Origin of the sequence: Listeria immobilis (assembly GCF_014322765.1) — a bacterium.
Classification (GTDB): Bacteria; Bacillota; Bacilli; order Lactobacillales; family Listeriaceae; genus Listeria; species Listeria immobilis.
The window spans coordinates 1-22,912 of sequence record NZ_JAASTZ010000016.1; the positions used below are offsets into that span (position 1 = coordinate 1).

The 22,912-nt window shown below is 35.7% G+C and carries 25 protein-coding genes and 1 pseudogene; 21 read left to right on the plus strand and 5 right to left on the minus strand.

Annotated elements, in window-relative coordinates; all coding sequences use genetic code 11:
- Window positions 1-221 (plus strand): annotated as a pseudogene (locus tag HCJ50_RS11985) (transposase); the annotation flags it as partial.
- A 148-nt stretch (window positions 222-369) separates the two neighbouring features.
- On the opposite strand, the gene HCJ50_RS11990 reads toward HCJ50_RS11985, so the two are convergent.
- Window positions 370-981: a CPBP family intramembrane glutamic endopeptidase gene (locus tag HCJ50_RS11990; RefSeq protein ID WP_185346539.1), complete on the minus strand. Its 612-nt coding sequence runs from the start codon at window positions 979-981 to the stop codon at window positions 370-372.
- Between the two features lie 144 nt (window positions 982-1,125).
- On the opposite strand from HCJ50_RS11990, the gene HCJ50_RS11995 reads away from it, so the two are divergent.
- Window positions 1,126-1,917 carry a DUF422 domain-containing protein gene (locus HCJ50_RS11995; RefSeq protein WP_185346330.1) on the plus strand — a complete coding sequence of 264 codons (792 nt, stop codon included), beginning with the start codon at window positions 1,126-1,128 and terminating at the stop codon, window positions 1,915-1,917.
- A 4-nt stretch (window positions 1,918-1,921) separates the two neighbouring features.
- Here the strand turns inward: HCJ50_RS11995 and HCJ50_RS12000 are convergent, their stop codons facing one another.
- Both HCJ50_RS12000 and HCJ50_RS12005 read right to left on the minus strand, forming a co-directional pair.
- On the minus strand, window positions 1,922-3,388 hold the full coding sequence (locus HCJ50_RS12000) for a phytoene desaturase family protein (protein WP_185346328.1): 1,467 nt from the start codon (window positions 3,386-3,388) through the stop codon (window positions 1,922-1,924).
- Window positions 3,389-3,495: 107 nt separating this feature from the next.
- On the minus strand, window positions 3,496-3,711 hold the full coding sequence (locus HCJ50_RS12005) for a YkvS family protein (protein WP_185346326.1): 216 nt from the start codon (window positions 3,709-3,711) through the stop codon (window positions 3,496-3,498).
- 368 nt (window positions 3,712-4,079) lie between these two features.
- On the opposite strand from HCJ50_RS12005, the gene HCJ50_RS12010 reads away from it, so the two are divergent.
- The 4 genes from HCJ50_RS12010 to HCJ50_RS12025 all read left to right on the plus strand — a co-directional run bounded on the left by HCJ50_RS12010 (window position 4,080) and on the right by HCJ50_RS12025 (window position 8,081).
- A complete protein-coding gene (locus HCJ50_RS12010) occupies window positions 4,080-4,346 on the plus strand; it encodes a phosphocarrier protein HPr (RefSeq protein ID WP_003719221.1) in 267 nt (88 codons plus the stop codon).
- Window positions 4,346-6,064, plus strand: a complete 1,719-nt coding sequence (gene ptsP / locus HCJ50_RS12015) for a phosphoenolpyruvate--protein phosphotransferase (RefSeq protein WP_185346324.1) — start codon at window positions 4,346-4,348, stop codon at window positions 6,062-6,064. The genes HCJ50_RS12010 and ptsP overlap by 1 nt, the downstream gene beginning before the upstream one ends.
- A 109-nt stretch (window positions 6,065-6,173) precedes the next feature.
- On the plus strand, window positions 6,174-7,208 hold the full coding sequence (locus tag HCJ50_RS12020; RefSeq protein WP_185346322.1) for a YdcF family protein: 1,035 nt from the start codon (window positions 6,174-6,176) through the stop codon (window positions 7,206-7,208).
- Window positions 7,209-7,220: 12 nt separating this feature from the next.
- Window positions 7,221-8,081 carry an NAD(P)-dependent oxidoreductase gene (locus HCJ50_RS12025; protein ID WP_185346320.1) on the plus strand — a complete coding sequence of 287 codons (861 nt, stop codon included), beginning with the start codon at window positions 7,221-7,223 and terminating at the stop codon, window positions 8,079-8,081.
- A 116-nt stretch (window positions 8,082-8,197) separates the two neighbouring features.
- Here HCJ50_RS12025 and HCJ50_RS12030 read toward each other — a convergent pair whose 3' ends face one another.
- A complete protein-coding gene (locus HCJ50_RS12030) occupies window positions 8,198-9,343 on the minus strand; it encodes an aminotransferase class I/II-fold pyridoxal phosphate-dependent enzyme (protein ID WP_185346318.1) in 1,146 nt (381 codons plus the stop codon).
- Window positions 9,344-9,562: 219 nt separating this feature from the next.
- Between HCJ50_RS12030 and HCJ50_RS12035 the strand changes: the two genes are divergently transcribed.
- From HCJ50_RS12035 to HCJ50_RS12060, 6 genes are all read left to right on the plus strand, one after another.
- Complete coding sequence (locus tag HCJ50_RS12035) at window positions 9,563-9,784, plus strand: hypothetical protein (protein WP_185346309.1); 222 nt, start codon at window positions 9,563-9,565, stop codon at window positions 9,782-9,784.
- A 306-nt stretch (window positions 9,785-10,090) separates the two neighbouring features.
- Window positions 10,091-10,324, plus strand: coding sequence for a YkuJ family protein (locus tag HCJ50_RS12040; RefSeq protein WP_003719227.1), 234 nt, complete (start codon window positions 10,091-10,093; stop codon window positions 10,322-10,324).
- 201 nt (window positions 10,325-10,525) lie between these two features.
- Window positions 10,526-10,978: a cyclic-di-AMP-binding protein CbpB gene (gene cbpB, locus HCJ50_RS12045; protein ID WP_185346307.1), complete on the plus strand. Its 453-nt coding sequence runs from the start codon at window positions 10,526-10,528 to the stop codon at window positions 10,976-10,978.
- Entirely contained in the window at window positions 10,975-11,853 is an 879-nt protein-coding gene (locus HCJ50_RS12050) for a LysR family transcriptional regulator (RefSeq protein ID WP_185346305.1), read from the plus strand. Before cbpB ends, HCJ50_RS12050 begins: the two co-directional genes overlap by 4 nt.
- Window positions 11,854-11,900: 47 nt before the next feature.
- Window positions 11,901-12,611 carry a 2,3,4,5-tetrahydropyridine-2,6-dicarboxylate N-acetyltransferase gene (gene dapD / locus HCJ50_RS12055; protein WP_185346303.1) on the plus strand — a complete coding sequence of 237 codons (711 nt, stop codon included), beginning with the start codon at window positions 11,901-11,903 and terminating at the stop codon, window positions 12,609-12,611.
- A 63-nt stretch (window positions 12,612-12,674) separates the two neighbouring features.
- A complete protein-coding gene (locus HCJ50_RS12060; RefSeq protein ID WP_185346301.1) occupies window positions 12,675-13,790 on the plus strand; it encodes an N-acetyldiaminopimelate deacetylase in 1,116 nt (371 codons plus the stop codon).
- 44 nt (window positions 13,791-13,834) lie between these two features.
- Here the strand turns inward: HCJ50_RS12060 and HCJ50_RS12065 are convergent, their stop codons facing one another.
- Window positions 13,835-14,680, minus strand: coding sequence for a mechanosensitive ion channel family protein (locus tag HCJ50_RS12065; RefSeq protein ID WP_185346537.1), 846 nt, complete (start codon window positions 14,678-14,680; stop codon window positions 13,835-13,837).
- A 359-nt stretch (window positions 14,681-15,039) separates the two neighbouring features.
- Here HCJ50_RS12065 and HCJ50_RS12070 point away from each other — a divergent pair, with 359 nt between their 5' ends.
- From HCJ50_RS12070 to HCJ50_RS12110, 9 genes are all read left to right on the plus strand, one after another.
- The gene (locus tag HCJ50_RS12070; protein ID WP_185346299.1) at window positions 15,040-16,233 is read left to right on the plus strand and encodes a quaternary amine ABC transporter ATP-binding protein; all 1,194 of its coding nucleotides are present in this window, start codon (window positions 15,040-15,042) and stop codon (window positions 16,231-16,233) included.
- The gene (locus tag HCJ50_RS12075; RefSeq protein ID WP_185346297.1) at window positions 16,226-17,074 is read left to right on the plus strand and encodes an ABC transporter permease; all 849 of its coding nucleotides are present in this window, start codon (window positions 16,226-16,228) and stop codon (window positions 17,072-17,074) included. Before HCJ50_RS12070 ends, HCJ50_RS12075 begins: the two co-directional genes overlap by 8 nt.
- A 13-nt stretch (window positions 17,075-17,087) precedes the next feature.
- Window positions 17,088-17,990 (plus strand): glycine betaine ABC transporter substrate-binding protein, encoded by a 903-nt coding sequence (locus HCJ50_RS12080; protein ID WP_185346295.1) that lies wholly within the window; start codon window positions 17,088-17,090, stop codon window positions 17,988-17,990.
- A 114-nt stretch (window positions 17,991-18,104) separates the two neighbouring features.
- Window positions 18,105-18,596: a PTS sugar transporter subunit IIA gene (locus HCJ50_RS12085; protein WP_185346293.1), complete on the plus strand. Its 492-nt coding sequence runs from the start codon at window positions 18,105-18,107 to the stop codon at window positions 18,594-18,596.
- Window positions 18,597-18,710: 114 nt separating this feature from the next.
- Window positions 18,711-19,406 carry a copper homeostasis protein CutC gene (locus HCJ50_RS12090; RefSeq protein ID WP_185346291.1) on the plus strand — a complete coding sequence of 232 codons (696 nt, stop codon included), beginning with the start codon at window positions 18,711-18,713 and terminating at the stop codon, window positions 19,404-19,406.
- 78 nt (window positions 19,407-19,484) lie between these two features.
- A complete protein-coding gene (locus HCJ50_RS12095) occupies window positions 19,485-20,357 on the plus strand; it encodes a CvfB family protein (RefSeq protein WP_185346289.1) in 873 nt (290 codons plus the stop codon).
- A 136-nt stretch (window positions 20,358-20,493) separates the two neighbouring features.
- Entirely contained in the window at window positions 20,494-21,207 is a 714-nt protein-coding gene (gene liaF, locus HCJ50_RS12100; protein ID WP_185346287.1) for a cell wall-active antibiotics response protein LiaF, read from the plus strand.
- Complete coding sequence (locus tag HCJ50_RS12105) at window positions 21,204-22,262, plus strand: sensor histidine kinase (protein ID WP_185346285.1); 1,059 nt, start codon at window positions 21,204-21,206, stop codon at window positions 22,260-22,262. Before liaF ends, HCJ50_RS12105 begins: the two co-directional genes overlap by 4 nt.
- Complete coding sequence (locus HCJ50_RS12110) at window positions 22,259-22,897, plus strand: response regulator (protein ID WP_185346283.1); 639 nt, start codon at window positions 22,259-22,261, stop codon at window positions 22,895-22,897. The genes HCJ50_RS12105 and HCJ50_RS12110 overlap by 4 nt, the downstream gene beginning before the upstream one ends.
- The last annotated feature ends 15 nt before the right edge of the window (window positions 22,898-22,912 follow it).

Sequence of the window (22,912 nt, forward strand, 5' to 3'; positions counted from 1 at the left end):
CTGATCAAGGCTGGGCGTATCAAATGAAGACCTATGTACAAACATTAAAGGATAACCGTATCTTTCAAAGTATGTCTAGAAAAGGAACCTGTTTAGATAATTCTCCTATGGAGAATTTCTTCAGTATTCTAAAGCAAGAATTGTATTATGGAAAAGTTTATCGAAGTCAAAATGAGTTACGACAAGCCATTGAGAATTATATTTATTATTACAATCATTATTGAATCAATGAAAAGCTTAACTGGAAAAGTCCGGTAGAGTTTCGACGTTTCAATCAAAAAACTGTATAAAAATAGAGTGGAAAAATCCACTCTATAAAAAGTCTAACTTTTTGGGGTCACTACAAATTAGGAGGCTTTTTAGGTATTATTAATAAATAGGTAGTGCTGCCAATAATAAAAATGCAAAAGTTAGATGAGAAAGATAAACCATGAGTAAGCTAGGACGATAGGAATACATCACATTCCAAGCGAGGGAAGCGACAAATATGCCGATAATAGCAGCAAAATTCCCACTTGGGAGCATCATTACCATACATAATAATGCAGCAAATATATTAGCAAACCAAGGATTAAAATAGTTATTCAAGCGTTTTAAAACAAAACCACGCCAAAATATTTCTTCACCTGGAATAATAGCAACAACTAAAAGTAGCCAAATCACCCAGGAATCTGTTGCATATTTATGGAAAGCGGATGCCACAGAATTTTCTAAACTTCCTGGCATAATTTTAAGAAGAAACGCACCTATGTAAAAGACAATATAGAGAACTATTCCAGAAAAAATACCGGGTAATATTCCTTTAGTAAAGGAATATTCTTTTTTTAAATCATCATTAAAAATCACAAAACTAAGTAAAAATAACATCCCAGCCCCATATAAATACCAAAAAACACGAGGAAACTGATATGTTAATATAACAAGTAGGGCACATAGAATAAGTCCCAGTACAAGTTTATAATCAATCTTGATGCTCTTCAAATACTTTACACCTCTTCTTAACAAATACTTATCATACTACTTTAAAACAAAAGAAAACGTTTGGCAACAATTATACTAAAGATAAGATAAAAGTTGTAGAATTTCATAATTCCTTTATAATGAAAAAATAGGAGTGGTTAACAGATGCTAGAAAAAAACTACAAAATTTTACTATGGATTTATATTTTTTGGTTTTTAGGTAACGTATTACTTGTTTCCTTAAATATTGTTCCACCATATTTAACAACTATCCAATCGCTGTTTCTTGTTTTTACAGGTATTTTTGCGGCAGTTTTCTTTATTATGCAATATGGTAAGTGGCTCGGTTCGGCAATAACATTACTCATTTTTGTTGTAAGTACTTGTATTGAATGGATGCAGTTAAGTTATACAGATGAATATGTTGGTTCTACACTTGGAGGAAGTATTTACGGAATTCCAATCACAATGGGATTTATTTGGGTGGGAATGATTGCTGGGACCCATATTATAGCACGTGAAATTACCTTGAAAATTAATATTGACTGGATTCGTGGTGGTATTTATTCCTTTATAGCTGCAACGATGGTGATGATTTTTGAAGTTTTAATTGAGCCGATTACCATGCAATCAAAACAGCTTTATATTACACAAAATGGTTTTACGATTATGCAACTATCAGATTTTATTAATTGGTGGTTATTAGGGCTTATTTTACATTTAATGATTTACTTTATTTTAAGTTTAACGGATAGCTGGGAACGGCTCAAATACCCCGATTTAAAATCAGAAATTGTCATTGTCTACTGGATTATAATTGCTTTTTTCGTCTTTTTATCTTTCTATCTTGATTTATGGACATCAATTGCAATTATTATTGTTTCAAATATTATTTTTACAGTCTGTTATTTTTTTAGTTTGGAAAAAGAACCCAAAAAAATAAAGAAATCTGAGTAATTAACTACTTGGATTTCTTTTCTTTTTGTAAAAATTTCTTTGTTGCGATTTGCGCATTTTCGATTATATATGGAAGCGAACTACCAGTCATTGCGCCAGCACTAATGACAAATAAATTTTTATAAGTAGGTATTTTTTTAGAGAAATGCAGAAAACCGTGTTGATTCCAAACATGTTGTAAGCCAAATACTGCACCATGTTTGATATGGTATTTTTCTTCCCAGTCAGCGGGTGTGATAATAAATTCTTCTTCAATAAAATCTTCTAAATCTGGAATATCCAGTCTCTCTTTTACAGTATCTAAAATCAATTGTCTAAAAGCCGGTGTTTCTTTTTCCCAATCGATTTGACTGGAATTATTTGGAACAGGAACCATGATTCGAATACTAGAATGATTAATTGGCGCCATGGTGTTATCTGTCGCAGAAGGGTTTGTTAAATGGATGGCCAAATCTTTTGAGAGGACATTCTTTTGCATTATATTGGTAGAAAATTCTCGGTAATTACTAGGAAAAATAATAGACTGATGTGAAAAGGGTAATTCTGTATTTAATCCCAAATAAAGCATGAAAGCAGAAGAGGAATATTCCCTTTTTTCAACATGTTTATTTTTTTCATTTGTCAGCGAATACATAAAATCCAAATTTGTAAAATAATAATCTGCTTCAATTACTTGACCATTTGCCAATCTAGCGCCAGTAATCTCTTTGCCATTTATTTCAAATTCTGTTACTTCTGAGTTGAAATAGAACTTACCTTTATTTTCGGTAATTACTTGTTGCATCGCTTCAACAATTTTATTTTGTCCACCAATAGGATGATAAGTTCCGTAGTAATATTCGGAAAAGGGGATAATACTGTAAGCTGCCGGAATATCCCATGGTGACATTCCTAAATAACGCATCTGAAGCGAAAATGCCAAACGAAGATGTTTACTATTAAAATATCTCGCTAAATCATCCATTAATGATCGGCCTAACGTTAAACTTGGAATTGCACGTATGGTGGTGGGGCGGAAAAAGTCAAATAATGAACTATAATTAAATTGATTGAGAGGTGTTATATACAGCATTTTTTTAGTATTTTCTTTCATAAAACGATCAAAACCTTCTTCTTCACCTGGGAAGTAAGTTGCGATAACCGATTTAGTCGCTGCATAGTCACTGTATAGTGGAAAAGTAATATCTTTAAAATAAAGGGTGTGTATTGGATTAATTGGTAGTAAAGAAACATAATCTAGTATATCTCGTTTGCAATCCATAAAAAGAGAAGTAAGAACGTGCGGCATTGTCAGCGCGGACGGACCAATATCAAACGAATATTTTCCCATTTTATGTAAGGCAGTTCGACCACCTATTCGATCATTTTTTTCATAAATGCTCACTTCATAATCTAACTGACTAAGGAGCATAGCAGCAGCTAGACTTCCAGGACCAGCACCAATAATCGCGATTTTTGTTTTACTTTCCATAAATAAGCCCTACTTTCCCGATTTTCACACATATAAAAAACGCAAAAACATAAAGCAAACGTACTTAAAATGCTTTATTTTTGCGCACTGAAAATGTAATTTGATTTTTATTCTTCGGTTTCTTCTTCATCCGTATCTTCTTCAACAGAATGAATAATTTGATAATTTTTGTGGTTCACAACGGTTTTTTCTTCAATGCCTAAATCTTTGAAATTTTCCATATAAGTTAAGTCGACTATAACAGAGTTTTCGTTTAGTTTTTCAACGATTCCAGTTAAGCCATCCTTAAATTCAATAATGTCTCCAACGTGTGCTTTTGCCATTATTATCACTCCTTCCAATTTCGGTGTTGCCACTATCTTGCTGAAAAAGAATGTATGCTTTTTGAACCTTCCTTAAATTTTGCACTAAAAAACGATGAAAATCAACTATAAGCCTTCCAAAAGTACTATTTTATTCTATAAAAGCGACGATTTCGTGACAATTGTTAAGAAAGTGGTTGCATTTTTATCTATAGAAAAAAGAGAAGGGAAGCACGCGCATGAAAAAACAATCTAAAAAATTTTAATCAAATAGTTGTAACAAAGGGTAAAACATGGTACTCTTTTTAATTGAGGGATAGTCTTTTTTGCTGAAAATTTTTTGGCTTAAAAGGTTACAACAAATTTCTTTACAAAGGAGAATGTAAATTATGGAACAAGCAAGTTTTGTAGTAATCGATGAAACAGGAATTCACGCACGCCCAGCAACTCTATTGGTGCAGGCTGCAAGTAAATACAGCTCGGATGTTCAAATTGAATATACTGGCAAAAAAGTAAACCTTAAATCAATCATGGGTGTTATGTCCCTTGGTATTGGTAAAGGCGCTGACATCACTATTTACACTGAAGGTAGCGATGAAAAAGAAGCAATTGAAGGACTAACTGAAGTTCTTAAGAAAGAAGGATTGGCTGAATAATGGCTAAAGAGTTGAAAGGTATCGCAGCATCTGATGGGATTGCCATTGCGAAAGCTTATCTGCTCGTTGAACCTGATCTTTCCTATGAAAAGGTAGAAGTTACGGATGTTGAAAGTGAAGTCAAACGTTTTGAAAGCGCGTTAGAAGTTTCTAGAACTGAACTTTCAATGATTCGTGAAAAAGCAGCTAAAGACTTAGGCGAAGATAAGGCTCAAATTTTTGATGCGCATCTTTTAGTTTTAAATGATCCTGAATTAACAGGACCAATTGAAGAGAGCATCAAAACTACGAATACCAATGCAGAAACAGCTTTACAAGAAACAACAGACATGTTTATTGGCATGTTTGAATCTATGGACAACGAATATATGCGTGAACGTGCAGCTGATATTAAAGATGTGCGCAAACGTGTTCTTTCACACTTACTTGGTGTAACTATTCCTAATCCAGCTTTAATTGATGAGGAAGTAGTTGTTGTAGCAGCAGATTTAACGCCTTCTGATACCGCGCAACTTAACCGTAATTTTGTTAAGGGTTTTGTAACGGATATTGGTGGACGTACTTCTCACTCGGCTATTATGGCACGCTCACTTGAAATTCCAGCTGTAGTTGGCACAAAAGAAGTTACTGCTAGTGTAGCAAAAAATGATATTGTTATTATTGATGGTTTGGAAGGTAATGTTATCATCCACCCAACAGAAGAACAAATCGCTCATTATAAAAAAATTAAAGCCGATTTTGCTTTACAACAAGCAGAATGGGATAAACTTAAAAATGAAAAAACCGTTTCTAAAGATGGTGTTCATGTGGAGCTTGCAGCAAACATTGGAACGCCAAATGATTTAGAAAGTGTAATTTCTAATGGTGGGGAAGCAATTGGACTTTATCGTACAGAATTTTTGTATATGGGTCGTGAGAATTTCCCAACAGAAGAAGAGCAATTTGAAGCGTATAAAGCAGTGATTTCTGGAATGGACGGAAAATCTGTGGTTGTTCGTACTTTAGATATTGGTGGCGACAAAACGTTACCATACTTAGAACTTCCAGAAGAAATGAATCCATTCTTAGGCTTCCGTGCTATTCGTCTTTGTTTTGCTAATGAAGAATTGTTCCGTACACAACTTCGCGCCTTGCTTCGTGCAAGCGTATACGGCAATTTAAAAATTATGTTCCCGATGATTGCAACAGTAAATGAATTCCGTCAAGCACGTGATATTTTACTAGATGAAAAAGCAAAACTAAAAGCTGCTGGGACAGAAGTTTCTGATTCCATTGAACTTGGAATTATGATTGAAATTCCTGCTGCCGCTGTTCTTGCTGATCAATTTGCAAAAGAAGTTGATTTCTTCTCTATCGGAACAAATGACTTAATTCAGTATACAATGGCTGCTGACCGTATGAACGAACGCGTTTCTTATCTTTACCAACCATACAATCCATCCATTCTTCGTTTAGTGAAAATGGTAATTGATGCTTCTCATAAAGAGGGTAAATGGACTGGTATGTGTGGAGAAATGGCTGGAGATCAAACGGCTGTACCAATTCTACTAGGTTTAGGCTTAGATGAGTTTTCTATGAGCGCATCCAGTGTCTTGAAATCTCGTTCGCTAATTAAACGTCTAGATCAAGCGGAAATGGTGAAATTAGCAGAAGAAGCATTAAACAAATCTACAGCAGAAGAAGTTGTAGAATTAGTTGAAAAATATACTGCAGAGTAAAATCTGACTATTGACCTGGACATTTAATTGTCTAGGTCTTTTTGTGTTGTATTAAAGAAGTTCCCCAAGTATAATTAAAATGGCAATGAGTAAAAAGGGGGCAACAAGAGTGGTTATCTATTTTTTAGCGGGATTTTTCTTACTTCTCTTTATTGTTTTATCTATTATTGATAGACGAAGAATCAGCAATGGGATTTTTTTAACAATTGCTTTATTTTTTATATTACTTTCAATTGTTTATGCCGTTTTCTCCAAAGGAAATGAATTAATTGTTATGATAATAGGGACTGTGTTACTTTTATTGCTACTTCTTACGCCATTTTTTGTCATTGGCTTGGCAACGATGTTAATTGTTAACGGACGATTAATGCTCCAACGTGAAGGGCGAAAATTAGCTAATATGTTACCATTATTTATTGGGTTAGGAATTATTTTGCTTATTATTATTTGGATTGGTAATATTTCACGGGCGAATAGCCCAGTCCTTGCAATTCTAATTGTATTTATTATGACAATTGTAGGTTATTTCTCGTTCTTATTTTTATCCTTTCTATTGTCGACTTTTATCTATCAATATAATTTTCCGAGGTATCACCAAGATTTTCTAATTGTGCTTGGAAGTGGCTTAATAGGCGGTGATAGAGTACCACCATTACTTGCAAGTAGACTTGATCGAGCAATTTTGTTTTATCAGAAACAATTTAACAAAAATGGAAAACGAGCTACTTTTATTGTTTCTGGTGGACAAGGTGCGAATGAGACTATTTCAGAAGCAGAGGCAATGAGAAGATATCTAATAAATAAAGGAATTGATGAGACCTTTATTATCATGGAAGATAAGTCGGTTAATACATTTCAGAATATGCAATTTTCGAAAAAGAAGATGGATGCCATTATGTCTAGTTATTCTAGTCTATTTGCAACAAATAATTTTCACTTATTTCGAGCAAGCTTGTATGCAAGAAAAGCTGGCTTACAAAGTCAAGGTATTGGCGCAAAAACCGCGCTTTATTATTTACCCAATGCACTTATAAGAGAGTTCATTGCGATTGTAGTTATGTATAAAAAAGTACACCTTGTATTTGTTGGATTAATTAGTGTTTGTTTTGCGGTTTTGTCAGTTATAGGAATTAGTTTTGGATAGGAGTTTTTGGAAATGAAAAAAATTGGATTTGTTGGTATTGGTGTCATGGGAGAAAGTATGGCTTCTCACTTGCTTAAGGCGGGTTATGAGGTTTTTGTGTACACGCGCACTAAATCAAAGGCAGAAGCACTATTAGCTAATGGTGCGCACTGGGAAGAGGAACCAAGTCAGCTGGCGGCGAAAGTTGATGTGCTTATTTCGATGGTAGGCTATCCTAAAGATGTGGAGGAACTTTATTTAGGGGATAATGGGTTTTTAAATCATTTAAAAGCTGGCTCGATAGCTATTGATATGACAACATCATCACCATCTTTAGCTCGAGAAATAGCAGAAAAAGGAAAAGAAAACGGTATTGGCGTTCTTGATGCTCCAGTTTCTGGTGGAGATATTGGTGCAAAAAACGGTACTTTAGCGATTATGGTTGGAGGAGAAGAAACGATATTCCAAGAAGTGAAGCCTATTTTTGACATTTTAGGCAGCAGTATTATATTACAAGGAGCTGCTGGTTCTGGACAACATACAAAAATGGTTAACCAAATTGCGATTGCTTCCAATATGATTGGTGTGACCGAGGCCATTATTTATGCAGAGACTGTTGGACTGGATCCAGCGCGAGTACTTACATCTATTTCAGGTGGCGCGGCAGGGAGTTGGTCACTAACCAATTTAATTCCTCGTGTATTAGTGGAAGATTTCTCTCCTGGTTTCTTTATTAAACATTTTATTAAAGATATGGGAATAGCGATTTCAGAAGCAAAACAAATGGGACTTGAATTACCAGGTCTTATCTTAGCAGAAAAAATGTATCAAACGCTTGCTGATCGTGGCTTAAGTGAAGAAGGCACCCAAGCATTAATCAAATTCTATCGTTAAAGCGAGACTAGGTATCATCAGAAAAGCAGAAATCGTATCTAAAGCCATTTTAAAATGAGCTATAGAAGATTTCTACTTTTTGTTTTAAGAATAATTTAACCAAAGTAATGGATTTATTATTTTGCTAAAAAAGCGGCCATTCGGTCAAGTGCTTCTGCAAGTTTATTAAAAGATGTTGCATAAGAAAGCCGGAAATAGCGATCTCCATTTTCTGAAAAAGCATTACCAGGAACAACGGCTACTTTTGCTTCTTCCGCAAGTTTAACTGCCCAATCAAAAGAATTATCGGAAATGTTATCTGGAAGTTTTACAAAGAAATAAAATGCTCCATCTGGTGGAACTACCGTAAATCCCATTTTTTCTAAACGATCTTGCGTGAAGCTTGCTCTTGTTTTATATTCTGTACGCATTTGAAAGGCGTCATCTCTACCGTTTGTGATTGCTTCTAAAGCTGCTTTTTGAGAAATAGAACTTGCGCAAGTAACAGAATACTGATGAATTTTTAGCATTTCTTTTGTGATTGATTCTGGTGCGAGTAGAAAACCAATTCGCCATCCAATCATCGCATGAGATTTTGATAGGCCATTAATCACAATGGTTTGTTCTCGCAGCATTGGAGCGATACTAACATGTTCTTTGTGATAAGTTAATTCACTATAAATTTCATCTGCAATGACAAAAATGCCAGTTTCACGTAATACTTCTGCTAAATCAGCTAATTCTTCTTTCGTTAAACTAACACCAGTTGGATTAGAAGGATAAGGAATAATTAATGCTTTTGTTTTTGGTGTGAGGTGTTTATGTAATTGTTCTGCAGTTAATTTGAAATTTGTTTTAGTTGTGTCTATTTTTATGGGTGTTGCTTTGTTTAAGGTAATTAGCGGTTCATAGCCAGGATAAATTGGGTCCGGTAAAATAACTTCATCACCTGGTTCAAGGATGGTTTGAAGTGCAACGGAAATAGCTTCTGTAGCACCCACAGTAACGATAATTTCATTTGTGCTATATTCTAAATTGTATTTGTCCTGAAAATAGCTTGAGGCCGCTGCTAATAGTTCAGGCATGCCAGCATTAGGCGTATAGTTGGTGAAATTAGCTTGAATAGCTTGAATGGCTGCTTGTTTCACATGTTCAGGAGTTGGAAAGTCTGGTTCACCAAGTGTTAAGCGAATCATATCAGGAATGGTGCTCACTCGATTATTAAAAGTTCTAATCCCACTTACTTCAATATCAAATAATTCTGGACGAATAGATTTAGTCAATGTTATCACCTTTCTTTAGAAGAAAACCCCGATAAATTCAGGCGGGAGTAAGCTTTATAGTTTCATTCCATTATAGCTTAAAACAGGCGAAAAGCAAAATATCTGAAAATTTTCTTAAAAAGCCTTGCACTTTCAAGTAGAATGCTATAAGATAGTTTTAATAATGATAATCATTTTCAGTTAGAAATGATGGGTTGAATTTGGAAGGAGCCAGTGGATATGACGAAAACAGGTAAATATGAAGCTCTCTTTTTTCCAACGAAAGACGGCTTATTGAAAATACATGCATACGGTTTTAATCCCTGTGGTTCTTGGGGTGAGGTTTTTGCTACTATCGGCGACCAAACAATTTGCGTGAAGGGATTTAATCGTCATAAAACGATTGTTCGTGCGACAAAAATGATTATAAGTACTACCGCCAATCGTAAAAATGAGTTTTAATTATAGAAGACTATAAAAAAGTAGAAACCTTTTTTATAGTCTTTTTTTGGGATTAAATGAGTGTAATCAAGAATAAAAAGTGATTTTCTAGTTAGTTTAAAAAAATTACTTTTTCTGAATATTTCCAGAACCCTTGCGTTATACGTGCGGTTTGCGATAAAATTTGGTAGTATAGTGAAAGAAATAAGATATGGCGAAAAAAACCAGTTTTGAGGAAGTATGTAAAAAGCATTGCCATGCCAGTAAAACTGCAAGGTATGCAATATTTTTGCACGTCAGTTGGTGGATTTGAGAGGAGAGTGTAAGATGTCTCAGTTATTGGGAATTATTCAACGGTTACATGCAATGCAAGAAGATGAGTCTGCTGAAACACAAGCAAGACGCTTTGAAAAAAATGGTACGCCCGTGTGCGAAGTGAAGTTTTTTCAAGCCTCTAACTCATTTGAAGTAGAAATTTATGGCGACAATAGTAAATATCAATTTGATGATATTGATATGACAGCTATCGAAATTTTTGAAACATTACAAGAAAATGAATAACGTAGCCTTGTTTTTTAGGTTAGAGCTGTGAATTGTTTTCACAGCTTTTTTTATGTAAAAAATTAACTTTTAAACACTAAATGTAAGAAATCATGCTTAATTGTATGATAGAATAGAAGATGGAAAAAGTTTCAATATCTTTTTTTAGTTGAAAGTAACTTCATAAAGAACATGAAAATACAAGGAAGAGGAAGATTCTAAATGATCTCTAATAGATTTGGACAATTTATTGATAGCGAATTAGCTGATTCGATGATTTCTGCTGAAAAAGTAGCTCACGTACAGCTTGGTAATAATTTAGAACATGCACTACTTGTTTTAACTAAATGTGGCTACTCTGTTATTCCTGTACTAGACTTTGAATTTAAACTTCACGGCTTAATAAGTGCAGCAATGATTACAGATGCAATATTAGGACTTGAACGTATTGAATTTGAACGCTTAGAAGACCTAAAAGTAGAAGATGTCATGCAAACAGATTTCCCAGTGATTAAAGATTTTCTGAATAACGAAAGAATTGTTCATCTGCTTGTTGACCATCCTTTTGTATGTGTAATTGATCATGAGTTTCACTTTGAAGGAATTGTTACAAGACGGGTTGTTTTAAAACAAGTCAATCGTTATATTCATTCGCACGTGGAGGAAAATAGATGATTGTAACGGAATATGAATTACTTGTTTGTCTAGCAGAAGAGCTTAATATGCGTAAAAGCGCGGAAAAACTTTTTTTAAGTCAGCCTGCTTTATCACAGCGCCTACAAACTATCGAAAGTAGATGGGATACAAAGATTTTTATTCGTACACAAAAAGGTCTATTACTCACACCAGAAGGAGAAGCAATCGTTCGTCATGCTTCGAGTGTGATTGAGCGAGAACATACGATTCAAGAAAAATTAGAAGCAATGGAAGGTGTCGTCCGTGGAACTTTGCGAATTGCCTGTGCAAGTGTTGTAGCCCAAATGTGGCTTCCACGAGTTTTAAAAACATTCACTAGCGCCTATCCAAATGTACAAATTTCGCTTGTAACAGGTTGGAGCAGCGAAGTCACACAACAACTAGCTGCTGGAAATGTTCATATTGGTATCGTTCGCGGAAACTCTAATTGGAAAAGTGTCCAAAAACCACTTTTTAATGATAAATTAATTCTCGTAGATACTGAAATTACGAAAATTGAAGAAGTTTTCCAAACAAACCGACCTTTTGTGCAATTTCGAAGTGATTCCAATTATTATCAGGTAATTCAAGATTACTGGCAACGCAATTTTGGGAAAATGCCACGCCAAGCAATGCTTATGGATCAAATGGAAACATCCCGTCAGATGGCTCTTAACGGTATTGGTTTTGCCATTTTACCTGAAGTTACCATGTTAGGCTACCCAGATAAAATCAATAAAATTCCACTAACAGAAAAAAACGGATCCATTCTTAGCAGAGAAACCAATTTACTGACATATGAACAATCGCTTGGCTTACCACAAGTGAAGGCGTTTTTAGAAATAATAGATAAATTCCTTGAACAAGTGAAATAGCTATGGCAAAATAGAAAACAGAACGTATTGGAAGGGGACAATTATTCATGAAACAAATGGATGCACACCAAATTATTTCTTTTATTCAAAATAGCAAGAAAGCAACACCGGTAAAAGTTTACCTAAAAGGAAATTTAGAAAAAATAGATTTTCCAAGTGATGTAAAAACATTCATTACTGGAAACGCGGGAACTATTTTTGGAGAATGGGCAGTTATTGAACCACTTTTAGAAGCAAACAAAGCGAATTTGGAAGATTACGTTATCGAAAACGATCGTCGTAACTCGGCTATTCCTTTGTTAGATATGAAAAATATTAACGCGCGTATTGAGCCAGGTGCAATTATTCGCGACCAAGTAACTATTGGTGATAATGCTGTAATCATGATGGGAGCGAGCATTAATATTGGTTCTGTTATCGGCGACGGTACTATGATTGATATGAATGTTGTGCTAGGCGGTCGTGCAACAGTAGGTAAAAATTGCCATATCGGTGCTGGATCTGTCCTTGCCGGTGTAGTAGAGCCACCATCCGCACAACCAGTTATTGTAGAAGATAATGTTGTAGTGGGAGCAAACGTGGTTGTTTTAGAGGGTGTGCGTATTGGAGAAGGAGCAGTTGTGGCAGCTGGAGCAATCGTAACAAAAGACGTAGCACCAGGGACAGTTGTAGCTGGTATTCCTGCACGCGAACTAAAAAAACTAGATGCAAAAACGGCTTCTAAAACAGAAATTATGCAAGAACTTCGCCAACTTTAAAAAATGAAAGGAACTGTTTCGTCTGTTGGCGGAGCAGTCCTTTTTTAGAAGGAGAGAATAACCATGTTAAATGAATTTATTGCCATTCGACGTGACTTACACCAAATTCCTGAAACTGGATACAAAGAATTAAAAACCCAAGCTTATTTATTAGAATATATTAGCAAATTGCCAACAACATATTTAGAAATAAAAAAATGGCGCACAGGAATTTTAGTTTTAGTAAAAGGAACCAATCCTGAAAAAACAATTGGCTATCGCACGGATATAGATGCACTTCCAATTACCGAAGAAACGGGTCTGCCTTTTGAATCGAAGCATCTTGGAAATATGCATGCTTGTGGTCACGATTTACATATGAGTATAGCGCTTGGTGTTTTGACGCATTTTGCAAGTAAACCAGCAAAAGATAATTTACTCTTTGTATTCCAACCTGCAGAAGAAGGGCCTGGTGGAGCAAAACCAATCATGGAAAGCGCTGAGTTTGCGGCGTGGCGTCCAGACACTATTTATGGACTTCATATTGCACCAGAGTATAAAGTTGGAGAAATTGCGATTAAACCTGGCTTACTATTCGCCAATACATCAGAACTTTTTATCTCATTTAAAGGAAAAGGTGGGCATGCGGCATATCCTCATTTGGCAAATGATATGGTTGTAGCAGCGAGCGCCTTTGTTGGACAAATGCAGACGATAATTAGCAGAAATATTGATCCAATGGATAGTGCGGTAATTACGATTGGACGAATTCGCGGTGGAGAAATTCAAAATGTAATTGCGGAAACTGCCTATTTAGACGGTACGATTCGGACGCTTTCACCAGAAACAATGAAAACAGTGTGGACGCGTTTAAAACAACTGGCAAAAGGGTGGGAAGAAGCTTACCAATGTGAAGTAGAATTTCATCCTGGCTCGAATTATTATCAAGTAGATAATGATCCAGCTGAGACAGAAGAATTTATCCAGTTTTTAAAGGAAAACTATCCTGAAAGCTATACTCCAGCTCGTTCAGCAATGACGGGGGAAGATTTTGGCTACTTTTTATCGGAAATTAAAGGCTTTATGTTTTGGCTAGGTGTGGACTCGGAATATAGTCTTCATCACGCAAAATTAAATCCAAAAGAAGAAGCTATTCCATTTGCAATGGATGTATTAATCCGCTTTTTAGAAAGCAAGTAAAAAAGACGTAAATTCGTTCAATAAATGAGCGAATTTACGTCTTTTTAATTGTTGTTAGGTCCAAATGTACTAACAAAGCGAAGTGGAAGCTCGATTTTGTTTTCTGTTAAAGCTTCGCGAATATTTTTTAGTAAATCTCGTTGAACGGAATATTGTTCGCCGTTCACAGCTTTACCTACCACGCGGATTACCATATTGGTGGCGTCAATATTTTGGACACCAAGCACAACCGGTGATTCCACGATATTTTTGTTTTCTTTTGCTTCTTTTATACAAACTTCATTGATGATTGCGATTGCTTTTTCTGGATCTTCTGTTGGACTTATTTGAATATCCACCATAACACGCATATTACCGCGGGAATGGTTACTAACAATCATAATTTGTCTGTTAGGAATAAAATGTAATGTACCATCAAAATCACGCACCTGTGTTGTTCGTAGACCGAGCGCTTCGACTGTTCCGTTAACCAAGTCAACAGTAATCGTATCTCCAACATCAAGTTGCCGTTCGAGAAGAATAAAAAATCCAGTTACGACATCACTAACTAGTCCTTGTGCTCCAAAAGCAATTGCCAAACTTGCAACTCCAGCGCTTGCGATAATGGCGGTAACATCCATAAAGTTCTGTAATAATAAAATCGCAAAAGTGAAAAATAAAACATACCCATAAAAATTTGAAATTAAGCTTTCAAGTGTATCCGCTCGACCGGCTGAAACAGCTTGTTGTTGCCGATACTTGCGAAAGAAGCTACGAATAATTTTATTACCAACCACGCGAAGTATAAAGTAAAGAACGATTAAGATAGCAATTTTTATTCCAAGTGAAATAATATAATTCCAAAATTTATCCCAATCAATTGAATCGAACCACTGTTTTAGTAAGTTCACTTTCTGGTTCACATCCTTTGAAAGTTCTCCATCCATTTCATTCACCCCTTCCTAATGAAATGTCCTTTTCTATTCTAACAAATATTTAACAAAATTGCTTATATCAAAAATAATTTTTTAAAAATTAAAGCCGTATTTTGTATTGAAATTACTACTTTTTTTAAAATCTGTCAGCCGCTGTTGTTGTAAGATGGTGGCGCTTCCTTAAAAGTTTAAAATAGCCCAAATTAAACTGTAAGATGTGAAACATAAGCGAAACTTGTGTACAATGGTTAATGTTATTGCTTTTTTTAAAAGTAATTTGGGCCAAATTTTTGCCTAGTAAAAAATGTAATTTAAAAAAGAAAGGGGATTTTATTTTGAGCAAGATTAAAGTGGAAGAGCTAACGAAAATTTTTGGAAAAAAAGCTTCTAAGGCATCTTCTTTACTTTCTCAGGGAAAATCAAAAACAGATATTTTGAAGGAAACAGGAGCGACAATTGGTGTTAATAAAGCATCTTTTCGCGTAGAAGAAGGAGAAATTTTCGTTATTATGGGGCTTTCTGGTAGTGGGAAGTCCACTTTGGTGCGACTTTTAAACCGTCTAATTGAGCCATCAAGCGGAAAAATTTGGCTAGATGGAAAAGAACTTTCTAGCTTAAATAAAAAAGAACTTTTGGAAGTTAGAAGAAAAAGTATGAGTATGGTCTTCCAAAATTTTGGCTTATTTCCAAATAGAACGATTAACCGTAATGTAGAATATGGTCTTGAAATTCAAGGAATGGACAAAGAAACGCGTGAGAAAAAAGCAGCAGAATCGCTTGCACTTGTTGGCTTAGCTGGTTATGGTAATCAATATCCTTCGCAACTTTCTGGTGGAATGCAGCAACGTGTTGGTCTAGCAAGAGCACTTGCTAATGATCCAGATATATTGCTAATGGATGAAGCTTTCTCCGCTCTTGATCCGCTTAATCGGAAAGATATGCAAGATCAATTGCTGGATTTGCAAGATAAAATGAAAAAGACAATTATTTTTATTACCCATGATTTAGATGAGGCGCTTCGTATTGGCGACCATATTATGATTATGCGCGACGGTTCTATTGTTCAAACTGGTTCTCCAGAAGATATTTTGGCGCATCCGGCAAATGAATATGTAGAAAAATTCATTGAAGATGTCGATCGTTCCAAAGTTTATACAGCGAGCAATGTAATGATACGTCCAGAAATCGTTAATTTTGAAAAAGATGGCCCTCGAGTTGCTTTAAAACGGATGCGTGAAGCTGGAACTTCCAGTGTGTTTGTTGTTAAACGTAATCGTGAATTAGTTGGAATTGTCCATGCTGCGGAAGTATCTAAGCTTGTAAAAGAAAACATTACTTCTCTTGAGTCGGCAATACACAGTGATGTTCCAACAACTGGACCAGATACACCACTAGCAGAAATTATGGACACTATCTCAACTACTACGATTCCAATTGCCGTAACAGAAGACGGGAAACTGAAAGGAATCATTATTCGCGGATCAGTTCTGGCCGCACTTTCTGGAAATGAGGTGAATGTTAATGCCTAATATTCCAACGATTCCATTAGCTGACTGGATTGATAAATTGGTAGACGGCTTAACGCAATTTGAAGGATTTTTTAATGTTATTACAAATATCATTGGCGGTATTGTCGATGCATTCCAGTGGGTCTTTGACTTAGTTCCACCATGGTTATTTATTATTTTACTTGTACTTGGAACATTCTGGGTTAACCGTAAAGGAAAAAAATGGGGTTTAATCACATTTGAAGTTGTTGGTTTGCTATTAATTTGGAATTTAGATTTCTGGCGCGATATGACCCAAACATTAACACTGGTACTTACAAGTAGTTTAATTGCCTTAGTTATCGGTGTTCCACTCGGTATTTGGATGGCGAAAAGTAATATTGTCGAAAGTATCTTTAAACCGATACTTGACTTTATGCAAACAATGCCAGCCTTTGTTTACCTCATTCCTGCCGTAGCGTTTTTTGGAATTGGAATGGTTCCCGGGGTTGTTGCTTCTGTAATATTCGCGATGCCTCCAACTGTCCGAATGACTAATCTAGGTATTCGCCAAGTATCTACGGAGCTAGTGGAAGCAGCAGATTCATTTGGTTCCACCCCTTGGCAAAAACTTTGGAAAGTACAACTACCAATGGCGAAATCCACAATGATGGCAGGAATTAATCAAAGTATTATGTTAGCTCTTTCCATGGTGGTCATTGCTTCTATGATTGGTGCAATGGGACTTGGAACACGTGTTTACTTTGCAGTAGGACGTAACGATGCTGGTGGCGGATTTGTAGCTGGGATTGCTATTGTTATTGTAGCGATTATCCTAGACCGTTTAACACAAGCTTTCAATAAAAAAGCGAAATCTGAGTAAGGAGGAGAGTAGATTGCTAAAAAAATTAATCACCACTGCAGTTTTGACTATGCTTATTTTCACTTTAGCAGCCTGCGGGACAACCCTTGCTCCTTATGATGCGAAAAAAGATTTAGGCGAACAAATCAATTATACAATTACAGGAATTGATGCTGGGGCAGGAATTATGCTTGCAACTCAAAATGCGATAAAAGATTACCATTTAGATGATGACAATTGGCAGTTACAAACAAGTTCCACTGCGGCAATGACTAGCACACTTCAAAAGGCAATGAAAGATAAGCGCCCAATTGTTGTCACTGGTTGGACACCACACTGGATGTTTACAAAATTCGACTTAAAATTTTTAGAAGATCCTAAAAATGTTTATGGGGACGCAGAAAATATTCACACAATAGTGCGCAAAGGCTTAAAAGAAGATAAACCTTCTGCGTACCAAGTGTTAGATAATTTCTTTTGGACGGCTGAAGATATGTCTGAAGTCATGCTAGAAGTTAATGATGGCGTAGATCCAGAAGAAGCTGCTAAAAAATGGATTAAAAAGCATCCAGAAAAAGTCGCCAAATGGACTGATGGCGTAGAAAAAGTAGATGGGGATGAAATTAAGCTAACTTATGTAGCTTGGGATTCTGAAATAGCATCTACCAATGTCGTCGCCGAAGCATTAAAACAAGTTGGCTATAAACCTACTATTCAAGCGATGGAAATTCAGCCAATGTGGGCATCTGTTGCAACTGATGCAGCTGATGGTATGGTTGCAGCATGGCTTCCAAACACTTCCGGAGTCTACTATAAAGATTACAAAGGAAAGTTTGAGGATTTAGGAGCTAACTTAAAAGGCGCCAAAATTGGTCTAGCAGTACCTAAATATATGACAAATATAAATTCGATTGAAGATTTAAAAGTAAGTAAATAAACGTGAAAAAAGGCAGGAAGAAGTTCAAAAAATATTTGATACTTTCTTCGTGCCTTTTCTTCTTTAAAAAGGTAAAATAGTAATCGACTCATGAATTTGCTAGGAGGATGACGGATGTTTAAAAAATTATTAAAAAAGAATAAAAAGGAAGAAGTATTTGCACATGTAACAGGACAACTTATTGCACTTGAAGATGTGCCAGATCCAGTTTTTAACCAAAAAATGATGGGTGAAGGTATTGCGATTAAACCAGAAACAGGAACCATTGTAGCTCCAGTTGATGGGAAAATTATTCAACTTGCAGAAACAAAACATGCTTTTGGGATTCGTACGGATATGGGACAAGAAATTCTTGTGCATATTGGTTTAGAAACAGTGGCTCTAAATGGAGAAGGCTTTAACGTATTAGTAAATATGGGGGATAAAGTTAAAGTAGGAGATCCAATAGTGGAAGCAGACTTTGATTTTATTGAAAAGAATGCCGCAAGTACTGTTGTTCCTATGGTTGTAACAAATAGTTCAGAAGGTATATATGATTTTGACTTCCATTCAGTTACCAATACAACTGCTGGAAAAACAGAAGTATTTACAACTAACTTAAAATAATTTACATCAAAAATCCATGAGAAGGTAATTTCCTTTTCATGGATTTTTTAGTATTCTTTTGTCTAGTAAAAGGGTAGAATGAAGGTAATTAGATATTAAAAGGAGCGAAATAATATGTTAGAAGTGATAGTTCAAAATCCAAGAGATGCATACTTAGCAGAAAAATATCATGCAAGTAGAATGGAAGTAGTCTCAGCTATAAGTGAAGGTGGATTAACTCCTAGCTATGGTACTATAAAAGAAATAGTGCGCGCTTCTAAATTACCGGCAATGATGATGATTCGTCCACATAGCTTTTCTTTTATATATGATGAAGCAGCAAGGACTGTGATGGAACGAGACATTGAGCTTGCAAAAGAAATTGGTGTGCAAGGAATTGTTTATGGTGGAATAACTGAAGAAGGCAATATTGATCAAGCACTTTTAGAAAGAGTAATTGGCTGGAAAGGTGATTTAGACCTTACTTTTCACCGTGCGCTTGAGGCAACTAAAGATATTGAAGCAAGTTATCAAGTTTTACGCACATATGGAAAAGACATTAATCAATTATTAACTTCAGGTGGGACAAATAGCGCGCTTGATTCATTGCCACGTCTTAAACGTTGGATTCAAGATAGCGAAGAAAACCCAGATTCTTTTCAAATTTTGGTTGGAAGTGGCGTTAAACCAGAAAATATCGCCACCTTTCAAGCTGCATTAAATCATACAGACTATCATGTAGGAAGTGCTGCTAGAGAGGCAAATGATTTTTCAAAGGATATTTTAAAAGAAAATATGGATACTTTAAAGCAGTATATTAATCAAGCTTGATTCAATATAGCAGGTAGCTTAACTTACATAGATACGCTATAATAAAACAAGACTATTATTAAAAAAGGTGGAAAAAAAGTGAATAACTATATTGGCAAAAGCCAAATAATGACAGTAAAAGAAATTCAAGCTACAGGTTGGCTTCTTGAGAAAGAGGGCGTAACTGTTTTTTTAGCTAAATCAAATACACATGAAACGGAGCTTGCTGTTGGAACAGAAGTAACCGTATTTATTTTTGTAGACTATGATCGTGAAATTGCAGCAACAACAATCATTCCCAAAATTCAAGTAGGACATTATAGCTGGGGAACAATAACCGAAGTGCGTAAACATCTAGGGGTTTTTGTAGATATTGGTATTGAAAAAGATGTCGTTGTCTCTTTAGATGATTTACCTGCATTACCGCATTTATGGCCGAAAAAAGATGATCGAGTAATGATTGCCCTTCGAGTAGATGAAGAAAATCGTGTTTGGGGAGTTCTAGCAGAAGAAGATGAATTTCGAGCAATTGCTGTTCGCGCAGACCAAACTTTATTTAATCAAAATATCGAAGGCACTATTTATCGTTTATTAAAAGTAGGTTCATTCGTTTTTACAGATGATTTCCATATTGGTTTTATTCATGAAAGCGAACGAACATCTGAACCACGAATGGGTGAACGTGTGAAGGCGCGTGTAATTGCCGTAAAACCAGATGGCTCTCTTAATTTATCGCTTCGTGGTAGAGCACATGAGGTATTAAATGATGATGCAGAAATGATTTTAACCTATTTACGAAGTGTTGGTGGAGAAATGCCATTTGGAGATAAGTCGGACCCAGATGCGATTCGTGCCAAATTCGGTATTAGTAAAGCGCAGTTTAAGCGTGCAATTGGCACACTGTTAAAAGCAAAACGAATTACCCAAGAAAATGGGATTAATACAAAACTAACAGACGAAAGCTCCGACTAAAGTAGTAGTAGATGTTCCAACTAGCGCGGTTTGTTTCATTTGGCATATGCTCGCTATAATAAATACAGCATGTACAAAGTAGCGCAAAAACAAGAATTAACTTTGTCTAAAGATTGACTTAAGGAGGTGTGTCAGCTTGAAAAAAATGGAAAGCTCGGTTGTTTTTGTATTTTTAATTGCGATTATTGTTGGTGTTGGTCTTGAAATGCTGTTTCAGTGGGAGTTACTAATTCTTTTTGCACTTGGAATATTCTTCTTATTTACATCAAGAAAAGCTAATGCAACAAAGAAAAGTGCTAGAAACTCCTTGTTTATTGGAGTAGTATTTATTATTATTGCGGTACTTTTAACAACCACTTTTAAAGTAGGACTCGTTGTTGCTGGGATTTATGCAATCATCCATTACGTAAGTCGAAAGCGGGCCCCCCAATTATTAATGCTTAAAGTAAGAGAACCCGAAAGTAAAATGGATCGTACGGATAAATTTATTCGTAATCAGTGGTTTGGTAATCAACGGATTCTAGATTTAGTGTACGAATGGGATGATATAAATATTCAAACAGGAATTGGCGATACGATTATTGATTTAGGAAATACAGTACTTCCAACTGGCGAAAGTGTTATTATGATTCGCAGTGTCTCAGGGAAAATTCGATTACTCGTACCGTTTGATATTGGGATTTGTATTGAACATTCGGCTATTTTTGGAAATATACAATATGATAAAGAAAGTACCTCCATTCAAAATAATAGCATCAAGGTATACTCGGATAATTATGAAGGTTCCGCACGTAAAGTAAAAATCATGACGTCTGTTATCTTTGGAGATTTAGAGGTGATTCGACTATGAGTTTTTCTAGAGTGATGATGGTAGTTTGCTCAGGGCTACTGCTTATAGCTTCGATTATCGGGACAGTGGGCTATTACTTTTTAAGTGAAGCCTCATGGTATAAAATTTTAATTGAGCAAAAGATCTTTTACATTCCGTTTGTTGTTTTTGTTCCGATAACTGCCATTTCCATTGGACTGATTATTGGTGGATTACTTGGCTATTTCATCAAGCAAAAATTCGAATCGATTGATTTTTCTATCCGTTTGCTTGGACAAGGCGACTTAGAAAAAAAAATTACTAGCGAAGAAGACGAGAATTTTATTGAGGTGCAGCAAGTATACAAGCAAATCGACCGTTTACGTGATAAAATGAAAGCACAAACAATTTTAACGCAAAAATTAGCGAATGAACGATCTGAATCTTCTGGTCAAACCAAGGAAGCTATTTTATCCGAAGAACGGCATCGTATTGCTCGCGAATTACATGATTCTGTCAGCCAACAATTATTTGCGGCGATGATGCTTTTATCGGCATTAAATGAACAAAGCGAGAAAAGCGCCACACCTGCAATGCAAAAACAATTGAAGATGGTAGAATCTATCGTTAATGAATCGCAGTCGGAAATGCGTGCGCTATTACTTCATCTGCGCCCAACACAGCTTGAAGGGAAATCGCTTAAAATTGGAATTGAACAATTATTAAAAGAGTTAACAACAAAATTGCCAATCGAAGTAGATTGGCAAATTGAAGATATTTGTTTGCAAAAAGGCATTGAGGACCATCTCTTTCGAATTGTGCAAGAGCTATTATCTAACACATTACGCCATTCAAAAGCCAAATTACTAGAAGTTCGACTAGTCACAATGGACAATTTGGCTGTGATGAAAGTTGTAGATGATGGAGTAGGATTTGATATGAGCAATGTTCGACAAGGCTCTTATGGTTTACAAAATATGCGTGAAAGAGTTGCCGAATTTGGTGGCACAATTAAAATAATTAGTTTCCCAGGTAGAGGAACTAGTGTAGAAATAAAAATCCCACTTGTTGCGAAGAAGGACGTGGAAAGCGAATGATAAAAGTATTGCTAGTAGATGATCACGAAATGGTACGTATAGGTGTCTCAGCTTATCTTTCTGTACAAGATGATATGGATGTAGTCGGAGAAGCAGAAAATGGTCGACAAGGTGCTGATATGGCCTTAGAATTACGTCCAGATATAATCTTAATGGATTTAGTAATGGATGAAATGGATGGTATTGAAGCGACGAAAGAAATTATGAAAAACTGGAAAGAAGCAAAAATTATTATTGTAACCAGCTTTATTGATGATGAGAAAGTTTATCCAGCGCTTGAAGCAGGAGCAAGCAGTTACATGTTAAAAACATCTACTGCCAGTGAAATTGCCGATGCGATTCGTGCTACATATGGTGGAGATTCTGTTCTAGAGCCAGAAGTAACGGGCAAAATGATGCAGCGTCTAACTGCCAAACCAGAAAAAAACTTACATGATGATTTAACGAATCGTGAAAATGAAATTCTGCTACTTATTGCAGAAGGAAAGTCTAATCAAGAAATTGCTGATGAACTTTTCATTACACTTAAAACAGTGAAAACGCATGTAAGTAATATTTTATCTAAGTTAGACGTGCAAGATCGTACTCAAGCGGCGATTTATGCATTTAAACATGACTTAGTGGAGAAGAAGTAACAAGGAGGTAGTAGG